At 62.8% G+C, this 15,164-nt stretch carries 10 protein-coding genes; 7 read left to right on the forward strand and 3 right to left on the reverse strand.

The window, feature by feature from the left end:
- Positions 1–645: TetR family transcriptional regulator (locus ASE71_RS33515; protein WP_034804901.1), on the forward strand; the 645-nt coding region annotated here is incomplete at its 5' end.
- 57 nt (positions 646–702) lie between these two features.
- On the opposite strand, the gene purU is transcribed toward ASE71_RS33515, so the two are convergent.
- Together purU and polA are read right to left on the reverse strand one after the other, a co-directional pair.
- The gene (purU, locus tag ASE71_RS33520) at positions 703–1,557 is read right to left on the reverse strand and encodes a formyltetrahydrofolate deformylase (protein WP_051659688.1); all 855 of its coding nucleotides are present in this window, start codon (positions 1,555–1,557) and stop codon (positions 703–705) included.
- A gap of 236 nt (positions 1,558–1,793) precedes the next feature.
- Positions 1,794–4,802 carry a DNA polymerase I gene (gene polA / locus ASE71_RS33525; RefSeq protein ID WP_060519456.1) on the reverse strand — a complete coding sequence of 1,003 codons (3,009 nt, stop codon included), beginning with the start codon at positions 4,800–4,802 and terminating at the stop codon, positions 1,794–1,796.
- A gap of 511 nt (positions 4,803–5,313) precedes the next feature.
- Between polA and ASE71_RS33530 the strand changes: the two genes are divergently transcribed.
- The 3 genes from ASE71_RS33530 to ASE71_RS33540 all read left to right on the forward strand — a co-directional run bounded on the left by ASE71_RS33530 (position 5,314) and on the right by ASE71_RS33540 (position 8,814).
- Positions 5,314–5,757 carry a MarR family winged helix-turn-helix transcriptional regulator gene (locus tag ASE71_RS33530; protein ID WP_060519455.1) on the forward strand — a complete coding sequence of 148 codons (444 nt, stop codon included), beginning with the start codon at positions 5,314–5,316 and terminating at the stop codon, positions 5,755–5,757.
- A 230-nt stretch (positions 5,758–5,987) separates the two neighbouring features.
- Positions 5,988–7,379 (forward strand): M20/M25/M40 family metallo-hydrolase, encoded by a 1,392-nt coding sequence (locus ASE71_RS33535; protein WP_089043078.1) that lies wholly within the window; start codon positions 5,988–5,990, stop codon positions 7,377–7,379.
- A 475-nt stretch (positions 7,380–7,854) separates the two neighbouring features.
- Positions 7,855–8,814, forward strand: coding sequence for a lysylphosphatidylglycerol synthase transmembrane domain-containing protein (locus tag ASE71_RS33540; RefSeq protein ID WP_034804910.1), 960 nt, complete (start codon positions 7,855–7,857; stop codon positions 8,812–8,814).
- A 27-nt stretch (positions 8,815–8,841) separates the two neighbouring features.
- Here ASE71_RS33540 and ASE71_RS33545 read toward each other — a convergent pair whose 3' ends face one another.
- A complete protein-coding gene (locus tag ASE71_RS33545) occupies positions 8,842–9,330 on the reverse strand; it encodes a hypothetical protein (RefSeq protein ID WP_060519453.1) in 489 nt (162 codons plus the stop codon).
- Positions 9,331–9,895: 565 nt separating this feature from the next.
- Between ASE71_RS33545 and ASE71_RS33550 the strand changes: the two genes are divergently transcribed.
- From ASE71_RS33550 to dnaK, 3 genes are all read left to right on the forward strand, one after another.
- The gene (locus tag ASE71_RS33550; RefSeq protein ID WP_060519451.1) at positions 9,896–10,246 is read left to right on the forward strand and encodes a hypothetical protein; all 351 of its coding nucleotides are present in this window, start codon (positions 9,896–9,898) and stop codon (positions 10,244–10,246) included.
- Positions 10,247–10,480: 234 nt separating this feature from the next.
- Positions 10,481–12,757: a transglycosylase domain-containing protein gene (locus ASE71_RS33555; RefSeq protein ID WP_060519448.1), complete on the forward strand. Its 2,277-nt coding sequence runs from the start codon at positions 10,481–10,483 to the stop codon at positions 12,755–12,757.
- Between the two features lie 261 nt (positions 12,758–13,018).
- Positions 13,019–14,941 (forward strand): molecular chaperone DnaK, encoded by a 1,923-nt coding sequence (dnaK, locus tag ASE71_RS33560; protein WP_034804922.1) that lies wholly within the window; start codon positions 13,019–13,021, stop codon positions 14,939–14,941.
- The last annotated feature ends 223 nt before the right edge of the window (positions 14,942–15,164 follow it).

Below are 15,164 nucleotides of genomic sequence, written 5' to 3' on the forward strand. Positions count from 1 at the left end.
ATGCGCCGAACAAAGGCCGATGCAGAAGCAACAAGACAGAAGATCCTGAGCGCCGCCGAGCGCGTCTTCTACGAAAAGGGCGTCTCGAACACGACGCTCGAAGAAATAGCCAAGGCCGCCGGCGTGACCCGTGGCGCCATCTACTGGCACTTTGCCAACAAGACCGACCTGTTCCTCGCGCTGCACGACGCTGTGCCCTTGCCGCAGGAAGACATGGTCGCCCGCGAGATCGAAGCGGAAGCTGCCGATACACTCTCCATCCTCGAAGGTGCCATGGGCGACTGGCTGGATGTTCTGGCCGCCGACGAGCAGCGCCAGCGCATTCTGACGATCATGTTGCGCACCAATTACGACGGCGACCTGGGCGAGGTCCTCGCCCGCCAGAAGGAACTCGACGAGCACCACAATGTCGTGCTCGAACTCGCTTTTTCCCGCGCGCTTGCCAAGGGGCAGATGCACGAGACCTGGACCCCCGCCTCCGCGACGCGGACCCTGCACTGGATGATGCTCGGGCTCTGTACGGAATGGCTGCTGTTCGGCCGCACCTTCGATCTGACGGCCGAGGGACGCGAGGGCCTGAGCCGGCTCTTTGCCAGCTTCCGCGCGCCGGCCGTTACCGCGACCGCCGTCGTAGCCCGCCTGTAACAGCTGTAGCCGGCACCCCTGTGAGTACCGGCTACATGAGGCGCCTTCCGGAACCCTCTAGCTGAACACGACCGTCTTGTGACCGTTGAGCATGACGCGCCGCTCCAGGTGCAGCTTGACGGCGCGCGCCAGCACCCGGCTTTCGATATCGCGGCCGGTGGCGACGAAATCTTCCGCCGTCAAGGCATGGCTGACGCGTTCGGTTTCCTGTTCGATGATCGGGCCTTCGTCGAGGTCCGGCGTGACGTAGTGCGCCGTCGCCCCGATCAGCTTCACGCCACGCTCATGCGCCTGATGATAGGGCTTGGCGCCCTTGAAGCTCGGCAGGAACGAATGGTGGATGTTGATCGCCTTGCCGTAGAGGCGCTTCGACAGATTGTCGGAAAACACCTGCATGTAGCGGGCAAGGATGACGAGATCGGCGCCGGTCTCCTGGACCAGTCGCAGAAGCCTTTCCTCCTGCTCGGCCTTGTTGTCCTTCGATACCGACCAACAGTGATAGGCGAGCCCTTCGGCTTCAGCCGTACGCCGGCTGTCTTCGTGGTTGGAGACGATGGCGACGACCTCCGCGTTCAACCAGCCGACACGGATCTGGTAAAGCAGGTGCAGGAGCGCATGGTCGAACTTGGAGACGAGGACCAGGATCTTCGGCTTGACCGCAGCATCCGTGAGCGTGGTCCGCATCTGGAAACGCTCGACGGCCGGGCGAAGCGCCCGCTCGACATCACCAGCCTGAACGCTCGCTGCAACCTGGAAGGCGATGCGCATGAAGAAGCTGTTGGTCTTGGTATCCCAGAACTGGTTGCTCTCGGCGATGTTTGCGCCAAGGGCGGCAAGCTCCGTGGTGACGGCGGCGACAATGCCGGGTTTGTCGTCGCAGGACAGGACAAGAATGAAGGTCTTCGGCGCCATGATCTCCTCCGATTGCAGCCGTTTCGGATGAGGCTCGAGCCCCTTCCCAAAGGCTGCCTATGAGGAGTTGAACGCGCCGGCAATCGTTCCGGCTGCGACGACTGACGCTTTCTATCATCCTGATGGAAAGGCGCCCGGGAGCATGGAATGCCCCCGGGCGCTGCAAGATTCGTCGCATTCGGCTTTTGAGGTTTTCTGAGAGGTTTCCATCAAAAACCCGGTGTGCACCGACTAGATCAGTGCGCCTCGTCCCAGTTGGTCGCCGCGCGCGCATCGACCTTCAGCGGCACCTTCATGTCGAGCGCCGGCATGGCGGCGTTCTCCATCACCGAGACGACAACCGGAATGGTGTTTTCGACCTCGGCGTCCTCGACCTCGAAGATCAGTTCGTCGTGCACCTGCAGCAGCATGCGGGCCGAAAGCTTCGCCTCGGCCAGCGCCGGCTCCATCTTCACCATGGCGCGGCGGATGATGTCGGCGGCCGAGCCCTGGATCGGCGCATTGATCGCGGCGCGCTCGTTGAAGGCACGGTGCGACGGGATCGACGAGCGGATGTCCGGATAGTGGGCGCGGCGACCGAAGATCGTCTCGACGTAGCCGTGCTCGCGGGCAAACACCTTGGTGCCCTCCATGTAGTCGCGGATGCCGGGGAAACGCTCGAAATAGCGCTTGATGTAGTCGCTGGCTTCGGAGCGCTCGATCGACAGCTGGTTGGCAAGGCCGAAGGCGGAGATGCCGTAGATGATACCGAAGTTAATCGCCTTGGCGCGCCGGCGGATTTCGCTCGGCATGCCCTCGACCGGAACGCCGAACATTTCCGATGCGGTCATCGCATGAATGTCGACGCCATCGGCAAAGGCCTGGCGAAGCTGCGGAATGTCCGCAACATGGGCAAGCACGCGCAGTTCGATCTGGCTGTAGTCGGCCGAGACGAGCTTGTGGCCGGGCGTTGCGATGAAGGCGGTGCGGATCTTGCGGCCTTCGGCGGTGCGCACCGGAATGTTCTGCAGGTTCGGATCGGACGACGACAGGCGGCCGGTGGTCGTGGCGGCAAGCGCATAGGACGTATGCACGCGCTTCGTCTCCGGATGGACGAAGCCCGGAAGCGCATCGGTATAGGTGGACTTGAGCTTGGTCAGCTGTCGCCAGTCGACGATCTTGCGTGGCAGTTCGTGGCCTTCGGCTGCCAGGTCTTCCAGAACCTGTGCCGAGGTCGACCATTGCCCGGTCTTGGTCTTCGAGCCGCCGGCAAAGCCCATCTTGCCGAAGAGGATATCGCCGAGCTGCTTCGGCGAACCGATGGTGAAGGTTTCGCCAGCGAGCTTGTAGATCTCGTCCTCGAGCCCGGCTGCGCCCTGGGCGAGCTCGCCCGAAAGCCGCGAGAGGATCTGGCGGTCGACGGTGATGCCGCGGTCTTCCATGCGTGCCAGAACGGCAACCAGGGGTCGCTCCAGCCGCTCATAGACGCGCGTCAGCCCCTTGGCGGCCAATCGAACCTTCAGGATATGCCAGAGCCTGAGCGTGACGTCCGCATCCTCAGCCGCGTAAGCGGTTGCCCGGTCGATATCGACGAAGTCGAAGGTCACCGAGGATTTGCCGGTTCCGGTGATGTCCTTGTAGGCGATCGGCTTGTGGTTCAGCCAGCGCTCAGACAGCGAGTCCATGCCATGGGTGCCGTTGCCGGCATCGACGACGTAGGACATCAGCATCGTGTCGTCGAAGCTTTCGACGGTGATGCCGTGCCGCTTCATCACGAGGTAATCGTATTTCAGGTTCTGGGCGACCTTGAGGACCGAAGGGTCCTCCAGCAGGCGCTTCAGCCGGCTCAAGGCTTCTGCGGTCGGGATCTGGTTTTCGGCGAGCCCGCCGCCGAGCAAGTCGCCGACGCCGGTCTTGTGGATCAGCGGCACATAGGCCGCCCGGATCGAGGCGCCGGTCGGGTCGGCCTTGTGGTCGGCGATCGCCAGCGAGAAGCCGACGAGGTCCGCCTGCATTGCATCGAGCGAGGTCGTTTCCGTGTCGAAGCCGACGACACCGGCTTCGCGCGCGTCCGATATCCACCGGTCGAGAGTGGCGATGTCGCGGATCGTCACATAGGCGCTCTGATCCCTCGGCGCCTTGGCGAAGATTTCAGCGCGTGCCGCAGCGAGCGCCTCAGGCGTCGCGTCCGCGCCATTCGCTTCGCCGGCACGCGACAGGACGGCGGCGGCTTGCGCAGCCTCGCCACGGGCGGCAGCCGCGGTGGAGGAGCCCTCGCTGACCTTTTCCGCCCCATCTCCCTTGTCGAGATCAGGGCCGCGCGCCTCGGCGCCCCATTCTACCGGCACCAAGGCTGCTTCAACGGCATCGGCGTCCGTACCGGTCGCGGCGGCGACGCGACGCGTCAGCGTTGTGAATTCCATCGCCTTCAGGAAGGCGATCAGCTTCGGACCGTTCTGCGGCTCGAGGCTCAGCTCTTCGAGCGGAACGTCGAGCGGCGTGTCGGTCTTGAGTTCGACGAGCTGGCGCGACAGACGAGCGAGATCGGCATTGGCGATGATGTTCTCGCGGCGCTTGGCCTGCTTGATCTCGCCGGCGCGGGCCAGCAGCGTTTCGAGATCGCCGTACTCATCGAGCAGCTGTGCCGCCGTCTTCGGGCCAATGCCGGGAATGCCCGGGACATTGTCGGTGGAGTCACCGGTCATCGCCTGCAGGTCGATCATCTTTTCCGGCGGCACGCCCCATTTCTCGATCACTTCCGGGATCGAGATCTGCTTGTCCTTCATGCTGTCGTACATCGACACGTTCGAGGTCACGAGCTGCATCAGGTCCTTGTCGGACGAGACGATGGTGACGCCGGCGCCGGCGGCTTCTGCAAGCCGGGCGTAGGTGGCGATCAGGTCGTCGGCCTCATAGCCTTCCTTCTCGATGCAGGGCAGGTTGAAGGCGCGGGTCGCGTGACGGATCAGCCCGAACTGCGGGATCAGATCTTCCGGCGGCGCCGTGCGGTTCGCCTTGTACTGATCGTAGAGCGCGTTGCGGAAGGTCTTCGACGAATAGTCGAAGATGACCGCGAAATGGGTCGGCGTGACGCCGACCGAGGTGTCGCGCGCATCGGTGAGCAGCTTCCACAACATGTTGCAGAAACCCGATACCGCGTTGACCGGAAGGCCATCGGATTTGCGGTTGAGCGGCGGGATGGCGTGGAACGCCCGGAAGATGAATCCGGAGCCGTCGACGAGGAAGAGATGATCACCGTTTTTCATGGGCAAATGGATAGCGCGGGGCAAGCCAAAGGTCCATTGCGGTTTTCCCGCCAGACACTACATTCTCCACCGGTCGCGGTGGCCGCGATCGCCACCGCGGATTGCGAAAACGGGGGCTGATTTCGCCTTGGGATCGAGCGCCAAAAGGCTTCGCAAGCGCCCGTTCGGCTTCACGCAAACGTTACATATTTGTAATGTCCGATTCAGCCCTGGTATCCTTGAAAAGCCACATTTGAATCCTCAAATCTTACTCAACGGCACCGAGTGATGCCGTCTTCTGGTGATTGGCCTGTCCCCCGCCCGCACCAGATGAGGACAAAGGCCTTATCCCCCTCTCCGGGCCTTTGTCCCGTTTTCAAAAGACCGTCACGGCGCCGCCTCCGCACCGTGACGGTTTTTTGTTTCTGCCGTCCGATCACCTCCGCTCAAATCCCGGTGAGACCCGGCGGTCTCAAGGTCCATCGCCTGCATTGTAACTTGTCTTCATGGCGGTTCGGGCGTACCGATAGGCATGGCCTTCAATCGTATGGAATCTGCGACCTACCTGGCCAGCCTGCTGGCTAAGAGCTTTTCGCGCGCGCTTCACGAGCGCGGCCAGAAGCTTGGTTTTGCGCCCGGTCAGTTTCCCATCCTGCTCGAGCTTTGGGCCGAGGAAGGCCTGACGCAGAAACAACTGCTCGATCGCCTCGACATCGAACAGGCGACGATGGCAAACACGCTCTCGCGCATGGAGCGCGACGGGCTCATCCTCCGCCGCAAGCATCCGCAGGACAAGCGCTCGCAGCAGATCTACCTCACCGAAAAGGCAAAGGAGATGGAGGCGGCCGCCAAGGAGGCAGCGCTTGCCGCCGACCAGTCGCTGCTTGCCGGCCTCAGGAATTTCGAACGCGAACTGATGCTCGAATATATGCGCATGGCGCTCGCGAGCGTGGCACGCAGCGACAGTCGCGCCTGACGCACCACCCCCTTATGATCATTCCATCAAAAAAATTGGCTTAAAGCGGGCGTTCGCCCGTTCTAAAGCGGGGGCAGACGCGTCGATCCGGGCGCCCCGGCGCTCACCTTGCCGACGCGCCGGGCTCTCCGTTCACCGTCACCTGAGACCTCGGCCCAAAATCGCTCAAATCGATTTCGCTTTGGCGGCACATGCAGTAGGTTCCGGCGAAACTTGAAGCAAGGATATGCATGATGGCTGACATCACCCCCGTTCTCGAACGCGCAGACGCCAACCTGCCAAGGAGCCTCGACCGGCTGTTCGACCTCGTTCGGATCAAGTCGATCTCGACCGACCCGGCCTTCAAGGCGGAATGCCGCAAGGCGGCCGAATGGCTGGTGGCCGAACTCAACAGCCTCGGCTTCACCGCATCGGTGCGCGACACCCCCGGCCATCCGATGGTCGTCGCCCACCATGACGGCGCCAAGCCCGATGCGCCGCATGTGCTGTTCTATGGCCACTATGACGTACAGCCGGTCGATCCGCTGAACCTCTGGGACACGGATCCGTTCGAGCCCGGCATCAAGGAAATCGAACCCGGCCGCAAGGTGATCACCGGCCGTGGCACGGCTGACGACAAGGGCCAGCTCCTGACCTTCGTCGAGGCGGTGCGCGCCTACAAGGACGTGCATGGCGCCCTGCCCTGCCGCGTCACCATCCTATTCGAAGGCGAAGAGGAATCCGGCTCGCCGTCGCTGAAGCCCTTCCTCGAAGCCAATGCCGCCGAACTCAAGGCCGACTATGCGCTGGTCTGCGACACCAGCATGTGGGACCGCGATACGCCGGCGATCTCCGCTGGCCTGCGCGGCCTCGTCGGCGAAGAAGTCATCGTCCGGGCTGCCGACCGCGACCTGCATTCCGGTTATTTCGGTGGTGCTGCCGCCAACCCGATCCGCATCCTCACCACCATTCTCGCCGGCCTTCATGACGAAAACAGCCGCGTGACGCTGCCAGGCTTCTACGACGGCGTCGAAGAGACCCCGGCCCAGATCAAGGCGGCCTGGGAAACGCTCGGCCAGACGGCAGAGAAGTTCCTCGGCGAAATCGGCCTTTCGATCCCGTCGGGTGAAAAGAACCGCTCGGTGCTGGAACTGACCTGGGCGCGGCCGACCGCGGAAGTCAACGGCATCACCGGCGGCTATACCGGCGAAGGCTTCAAGACGGTGATCGCGGCCGAGGCTTCGGCAAAGGTTTCCTTCCGCCTGGTCGGCAACCAGAACCCGGAAAAGATCCGCGAAGCCTTCCGCGCTTATGTGCGCTCCAAGGTTCCGGCCGACTGCTCGGTCGAGTTCCATGCCCATGGTGGTTCGCCAGCGATCCATCTTCCATACGAATCGCCGCTGCTCAACACGGCGAAGGTGGCCCTGTCCGACGAGTGGCCGAAGCCGGCCGTCATCATCGGCATGGGTGGCTCGATCCCGATCGTCGGCGACTTCCAGAAGATGCTCGGCATGGAATCGCTGCTCGTCGGCTTCGGTCTTTCCGACGACCGCATCCATTCGCCGAACGAGAAGTACGAGCTGCAGTCCTATCACAAGGGCATCCGCTCCTGGATCCGTATCCTCGACGCGCTCGCCGCCTGATGATCGGTGCGGGAAGGGGCGCGATTTTCTGCGCGCATCCCGCCCGAGTCACTTGACCCCGGAAGCCGTGGCGGAGCCTTCCGCCACGGCTTCTTCGCTATGGTTGCGTGGCTGGAGCTGATGCAGCCCTCGCGCGCAAGCGCTCCATCGACGCGCATGCATCTCTGCCCGATCGGCGGGATGTCCACGCTTTACCGTTTCCCCTTCACTGTTTCCCGGCGGTTTCTCCGTTGTCGGCGGGCCGTCAATCCTTGACCTCCGGGGTCTCAGGTGCTTCCTTTTTGTGAAACAAATCACAAAGGGAAATCGGATCGTTGGCAAGGGTAAGGACCGAAGCGTCGCGCTGCGGGCGTGACGTTATGACAAAGCGGCTCAGAAAACTGAACGTCTCCGCTCGGAGAAACCCTCCGGCCGCTGCAACGGAAGTGTCCTTGAAACAACCCCGCCACGCCCTCGCATCCATCGCGGCACCGGCATGAAGCGGCTGCAGACCTATTTCTGGCCCGTTGTCGGCCTTCTGGCGATCCTGTTTTCGGTGAACGCGCTCTATCATGAGCTGCGCGGCCTGTCGTTCGACGAGTTTCTCGCAAGCTTCAATGCGATTTCGCTGAGGAGCTGGCTTCTGGCGATCGGCTCGACGCTCCTCGCCTATGCAGCTCTGGCGGCCTACGACCGACTTGCGCTCGACCACCTCGGCCACCGCATTTCGCTCTGGTTCATCACGCTCTGCTCGTTCACGACCTACGCGCTGTCGCACAATCTCGGCGCCTCGGTGTTCTCCGGCGCGGTCGTACGCTACCGCGCCTACCGCTCCAAGGGGCTTTCCCCGGGCGAAGTCGGCGTTCTCGTCGCCTTCTGCTCCTTCACCTTCACGCTCGGGACCTTGGTTCTATCGGCCGTCGTGCTTCTGGTACGGCCCGACATCATCGAGCGTTTTGCCGAGTTCCTGCCGGTCGAAATGTCGCTCACGACCGGCGTGCTCATCCTCATCGTCATCGGGCTCTATGTCATCGGCAGTCTCGTCGGGCTGCCGTCGTTCCGCACGCGCTGGTTCCAGCTGCACTACCCGAAGCCGAAGATCGTTTTCCGGCAGCTGGTGATCGCTCCGGTGGAGCTGATCGGCGCCGCCGGGATCATCTATTTCGCCCTGCCGGAAGCGGGAAATCCGGGCTATATCGTCATTCTCGGGATCTTCCTTGCGTCCTTTTCGGCAGCCCTTCTGTCGCATGCGCCCGGCGGGCTTGGCGTACTCGAGCTGATTTTCATCGCCGCCTTGCCGGAAATGGACCCGGCTGCCGTGCTTGCGGCGCTTGCGATCTTCCGGCTGCTTTACCTCGTCATCCCGTTCGTGCTTGCGCTGATCGTGATCCTGGTGTTCGAGCGGGCGCGTTTCGTGGCGGAGCGCCAGCCGCCAAAGGGAAGCGACCTCCCCTAGGCGAAGGGACCACGTCCATCACGGATATCAGGGCGCGTTGCAGACAGTGGGCAGCGCCTGCTCGAGCGGCCCCTTCACCTCGTGCAGGCGCGCCGCTTCGATCTGGTAGGGTGTAAACGGCGGCACCTGCAGCGACGGATTGATGATGCGGGCGAGATAGCAGCCGGCGAAGAACCGCACCCGCCCCCGCTTCTCGATCGATTTCACCGCGACGGGAACGGCGGAATAGATACTGCCCGCCCCGGCCTCCGTCTTCACCTTGCCGACCTTGATCTCGACAGACACCGTGCGCTCATAGCCGCGGGTGAAGGCCTTGAAGCCGCCGACGGGTTTCGATTCGCCGAAATAACCGTAGGCGCGGGCATATTCCTTGCGGTTGACGGCGTTGTAGAGCGAGCGGACGAGCGCGGCCCCATCGGACCGGTCATCGACATAGGCGACGCTGTCCTGCGCCAGAGCTTCGCCATTCAGGGCTGCAAATGCGCCGAGGGCAAAGACGGTGGATCGAAGCTTCATGGCAGTCCTCCTTTGTCGCGCGGGCAGCCGAACACAACAATGAGGCGAAGCCATAGCAGGATTCGCGAGCGGATCGATAACGAGGCCAGCCACCGTCCGGCGCGGCACCGGCGATCCGTTTGACTCAGTAAATTTGGGAGGCGGTGGGCGGCGTCACGCCGATGAGCAGAAAGCCGCGGGCGTAAGCGCAAAATGAAAAGAGCCCCGTGTGGGAGGAGGTACACGGGGCTCTCGAACTTGATCGGCAGCTGGGAGGAGGAGTGCCGCCGATCCGCATCGGGCGCCGCGGGAGGAGGTGCAGCGCTTCGATAAGTCGTATAATAGTTATGCGCCGCAACAATTTCAAGACATCATTTTGCACTGCACAAAATCGTGAAGGAAAGGCAGGGCCAAAGGCATCGTCCCTGACGTCGGATCGCGGATGGTGCATCCGGAGGACCGCCGCGACCGATAACCTCATAGAAACCACAACTACTGATGGCAGGTTCCTTTTGTTCAGCTTTTTCTACATACACCTACGTGTAAGCCAAGAATAAATTTTCACTCAGTAATTGCAGGCGCTCAAATGAAATTGCTGCTCCAGATTCCGACCGCCCTCATCGTTGTCCTGATCCTTGCGACCTGGCTTGCCAGCCTCCGTCTCGTGGTGCTGCCGCCCGGCTCCCTCAAACTCAAAGCGATGACGGCCCTCGTTTATCAGGGACATGGCTTCCGTCTGATCGACAGCCCGCTCGGCATGTGCGGCCGTCGGGCCTACCCGGCCGCCGACTGCGAGGAGGTGGCCATGAACCATCTGGGCAAGCGGGTGCTGCTGCGGATGCCTTTCAGCCAATGGCTCTACGATTTCACCGATCCCTATCCGGCAAGCCCCACGGCATCGGTCGAAGAGACTCCGCTTCGAAACGCCATCCAGTGAGAACCGGCGAGCACGGGCTCGGACCTGGAGGCGCCTGCGCGCCTCAGCGTCAAGGTTTTGAACCATCAGGCTTTTTCACAACGACTTTCTTAACCACCCCTTAAATTGCCGCATTTAAAGTTCACCCGGTCGCCGTGGCGGATGGGCGTGGGACGCCGTTACCGCCGTCGAAATCGATTGGCCGCAACGATAGCGCCAAGGGCCACCGCTGGGGTGAGGGATAGATCAAACGGCATGGCAGCAAGCGGCAGGTCAGGACAGCGGATCGAGCCCTCGTTCGGCGGAAACGAGGACGATGACGACGACGATTTTCGCGTCGAGGCCAGCGACCGCGTGACCACGAGCCGCAAGGCGCCACGCGGCAAATCTTCCGGCCAGACCAACAGGAGCAGCGGCAAGAAGAAGCCAGCCGGCAAGCGCGGCGGCGGCCGTCGCGGCTCCGGTGGCGGTGGCGGTGGCTTGGTCGGCCTTGTCCGCACGCTGTTCTACTGGTGTATCGTGCTCGGCATCTGGGGCGCGATGGGCGTCGGCGGCCTGGTGCTCTACTATGGCGCGCGCATGCCGAGCGCCGAAAGCTGGTCGATCCCCGATCGCCCGCCGAACGTGAAGATCCTTGCCGTCAGCGGCGACATCATCGCCAACCGCGGCACCACGGGCGGCGAAGCGCTTTCGCTCGAAAACATGTCGCCCTATATCCCGCAGGCAGTCATCGCCATCGAAGACCGGCGCTTCTATTCCCATTTCGGCATCGACCCCTTAGGTCTGGCCCGCGCCATGCTGACGAACGTCACTACGGGCCGCATGGTCCAGGGCGGCTCGACGCTGACGCAGCAGCTCGCCAAGAACCTGTTCCTGTCGCCGGAGCGCACGCTGGAGCGCAAGGTGCAGGAAGTCTTGCTCGCCTTCTGGCTCGAGCAGAAATATTCCAAGGACCAGATCCTGGCGATGTATCTCAACCGGGTGTTCTTCGGCTCCAACGCCTACGGCGTCGAAGCGGCCTCGCGGCGCTACTTCAACAAGTCGGCACGCGACGTGAACCTCGGCGAGGCGGCACTGCTCGCGGGCTTGCTCAAGGCCCCTTCGCGGCTCTCGCCGGCGCGTGATCCGAAGGCGGCGGAAGAGCGCGCCCAGATCGTGCTGGGCGCGATGCGCGAGGAAGGCTTCGTCACCGACAGCGAGATCAAGACGGCGATGTCGCAGACGCCGACCAAGGCCAAGAGCTACTGGTCGGGCGCCGAGCATTATGTCGCCGACATGGTGATGGACCAGCTTCCGGGCATGATCGGCGAGATCAAGGAAGACCTGGTCATCGACACGACGATCGACCTCAATCTCGAAAAGAAGGCCGAGGAAGTGATTGCCGCGACGCTGGACGCCGACGGCAAGAAGCTCGACGCCTCGCAGGCCGCCCTCGTCTCGGTCGACGGCACCGGCGCCATCCGGGCGCTCGTCGGCGGCAAGGACTATGCCGAGAGCCAGTTCGACCGCGCCTCCAAGGCCAAGCGCCAGCCGGGCTCGGCCTTCAAGCCCTTCGTTTATGCCGCGGCCATGGAGATCGGCCGCACGCCGATGTCGATCCGCAATGACGGTCCGGTCCGGATCGGCAACTGGACGCCGGAGAATTACGACCAGAAATATCGCGGCGAGGTGACGCTTGCCGATGCGCTCGCCAACTCGCTGAACACGATCGCAGCCCAGCTGGTCATGGAGGTCGGTCCTTCCAACGTCGTCAAGGTCGCGCACCGCCTCGGTATCGATTCCGAGATGCAGGCAAACGCCTCGATCGCGCTCGGGACGTCGGAAGTGAGCCTCGTCGAACTGACGTCGGCCTATGCCCCCTTCATGAATGGCGGCTTCAAGGCGACGCCGCACGTGATCCGCCGCATTTCCAAGGCGGACGGAACGGTGCTCTACGAAAACACCTACGACAACCCGCCGCGCGTGCTCGATCCGGCGATCGTCAGCGAGATGAACCAGATGCTGCTGCGGGTGCTGACCAAGGGCACTGGCAAGAAGGCGCAACTGAAAGGCTGGGAAGCGGCCGGCAAGACCGGCACGACGCAGTCCTTCCGCGACGCGCTGTTCGTCGGCTACACCTCGAATCTCACGACCGGCGTCTGGTTCGGCAACGACGACGGCAAGTCGATGAAGAAGGTCACCGGCGGCGGCCTGCCGGCCAAGGCCTGGCACGATTTCATGATGGCGGCCCACGAAGGGCTTTCGCCCTCGCCGCTGTTCGGGACGACCGGCGTGCAGCCGGTCTTCGACGACAGCACCGCGCCGCCCCCCGGCGACCTGATGTCCGGCGACCCGGAAGCCTTCCCGGAAGCACCCGTCGGCGTCGATGGCGGCGTCGCGGTCGGGCAGCGTCCGGTCGACCAGGGCGGCGCCCCTTGGGGCGGCCAGACGGCGGACCAGGGCAACGGCGGCATGGTACCGCCGGCCGATGTCGGCCAGACGACCGGGGCCACGCGCCGCACCACGCTTTTCGATATTCTGACCGGCGGCTGAGCCGCCCGTGAACCTCGATTTGACAGGGGATCCGGCCTGTAGGCAGGCTGCGGCCGATGGCCCATTTCGGGCTAGACAAATCCCGGGCTTGCTTTTGCCCCCAAACGCCCCGCAGAATGCCTTGCAGTCCGAAACGCCGGTCCTTATATACGCCGCATCGGCGCAGTCTAAGCTGCGAAGAAATCCAAAGACCATCCCGTTAGGGGCTGTCTCACGAATGCCTGACCGGGTTCCGACAGTCCGCTGCAAGGAGAGAACGACATGGCTAAAGTTATTGGTATTGACCTGGGAACGACCAACTCCTGCGTCGCCGTCATGGACGGTAAAGACGCGAAGGTGATCGAAAATGCCGAGGGTGCGCGCACGACCCCCTCGATGGTGGCATTCAGCGAAGACGGCGAGCGTCTCGTTGGCCAGCCGGCCAAGCGCCAGGCTGTCACCAATCCGGAAAACACGCTTTTTGCGATCAAGCGCCTGATCGGCCGGACCTTCCAGGACCCGACCACGCAAAAAGACAAGGACATGGTTCCTTACAAGATTACCAAGGCCGACAATGGCGACGCCTGGGTCGAAGCGCACGGCACGGATTACTCCCCGTCGCAGATCTCCGCCATGATCCTTCAGAAGATGAAGGAAACGGCCGAATCCTACCTCGGTGAAAAGGTCGAGAAGGCCGTCATCACCGTTCCGGCCTACTTCAACGACGCCCAGCGCCAGGCAACCAAGGATGCCGGCAAGATCGCCGGTCTCGAAGTTCTGCGCATCATCAACGAGCCGACCGCGGCAGCGCTCGCCTACGGCCTCGACAAGAAGGACGGCAAGACGATCGCCGTTTACGACTTGGGTGGTGGTACCTTCGATATCTCGGTTCTCGAAATCGGCGACGGCGTCTTCGAAGTGAAGTCGACCAACGGCGACACCTTCCTCGGTGGCGAAGACTTCGACATGCGTCTCGTCCAGTACCTCGCCGGCGAGTTCAAGAAGGAACAGGGCATCGACCTGAAGAACGACAAGCTCGCTCTTCAGCGCCTGAAGGAAGCCGCTGAAAAGGCCAAGATCGAGCTGTCCTCGTCGCAGCAGACCGAAATCAACCTGCCGTTCATCACGGCTGACGCTTCCGGTCCGAAGCACCTGACGATGAAGCTGACCCGCGCCAAGTTCGAAGCGCTTGTCGACGACCTGATCCAGCGCACCGTCGCGCCGTGCAAGGCAGCCCTCAAGGATGCCGGCGTCTCGGCTGCCGAGATCGACGAAGTCGTTCTCGTCGGTGGCATGAGCCGCATGCCGAAGGTGCAGGAAACCGTCAAGCAGCTGTTCGGCAAGGAGCCGCACAAGGGCGTGAACCCGGATGAAGTGGTCGCCATGGGCGCCGCCATCCAGGCCGGCGTTCTGCAGGGCGACGTCAAGGACGTTCTCCTGCTCGACGTCACCCCGCTGTCGCTCGGCATCGAAACGCTCGGTGGGGTCTTCACCCGCCTGATCGAACGCAACACGACGATCCCGACCAAGAAGTCGCAGACCTTCTCGACCGCCGACGACAACCAGTCGGCCGTGACGATCCGCGTCTCCCAGGGTGAGCGTGAAATGGCTGCAGACAACAAGCTGCTCGGCCAGTTCGACCTCGTCGGCATTCCGCCGGCACCGCGCGGCATGCCGCAGATCGAAGTGACCTTCGACATCGATGCCAACGGCATCGTGCAGGTTTCGGCCAAGGACAAAGGCACCGGCAAGGAACACCAGATCCGCATCCAGGCATCTGGCGGCCTCTCCGACGCCGACATCGAAAAGATGGTCAAGGACGCCGAAGCCAACGCTGAAGTCGACAAGAAGCGTCGCGAAGGCGTGGAAGCCAAGAACCAGGCCGAAAGCCTGATCCACTCCAGCGAGAAGTCGCTGAAGGATTACGGCGACAAGGTTTCGGAAACGGACCGCAAGGCGATCTCCGACGCGATTGCCGCGCTGAAGACCGCCGTCGAAGCCTCCGAGCCGGACGCCGAAGACATCAAGGCCAAGACCAACACGCTCATGGAAGTTTCCATGAAGCTCGGCCAGGCGATCTACGAAGCGCAGCAGACGGAAGCCGCTCATGCGGATGCCGCCGCCGACGCTGCCCGTGACGGCGATGTCGTCGATGCCGACTACGAAGAAGTCAACGACGAAGACGATCGCAAGCGTTCGGCCTAAGTCGCCCTTCAAACAGACGGAAAAGCCCGGGTTCGCCCGGGCTTTTTTGTTGCCGGTCTCGCCCGTCAGGGCCTGCAATATCGGCGATCGGCACTGTGACTTGCCGCAAACGTACCTTTTCCGACAAAAAACCGTATCTACCGCCGTTCGGGCTATGGTATCGCGCTTCAAGGTTTACTAAATCGGTGGCAAGGTAAACGGGCAGCCGCCGAGCCATCGCGCT

It is taken from the genome of Ensifer sp. Root954 (genome assembly GCF_001429005.1).
GTDB lineage: Bacteria > Pseudomonadota > Alphaproteobacteria > Rhizobiales > Rhizobiaceae > Ensifer > Ensifer adhaerens.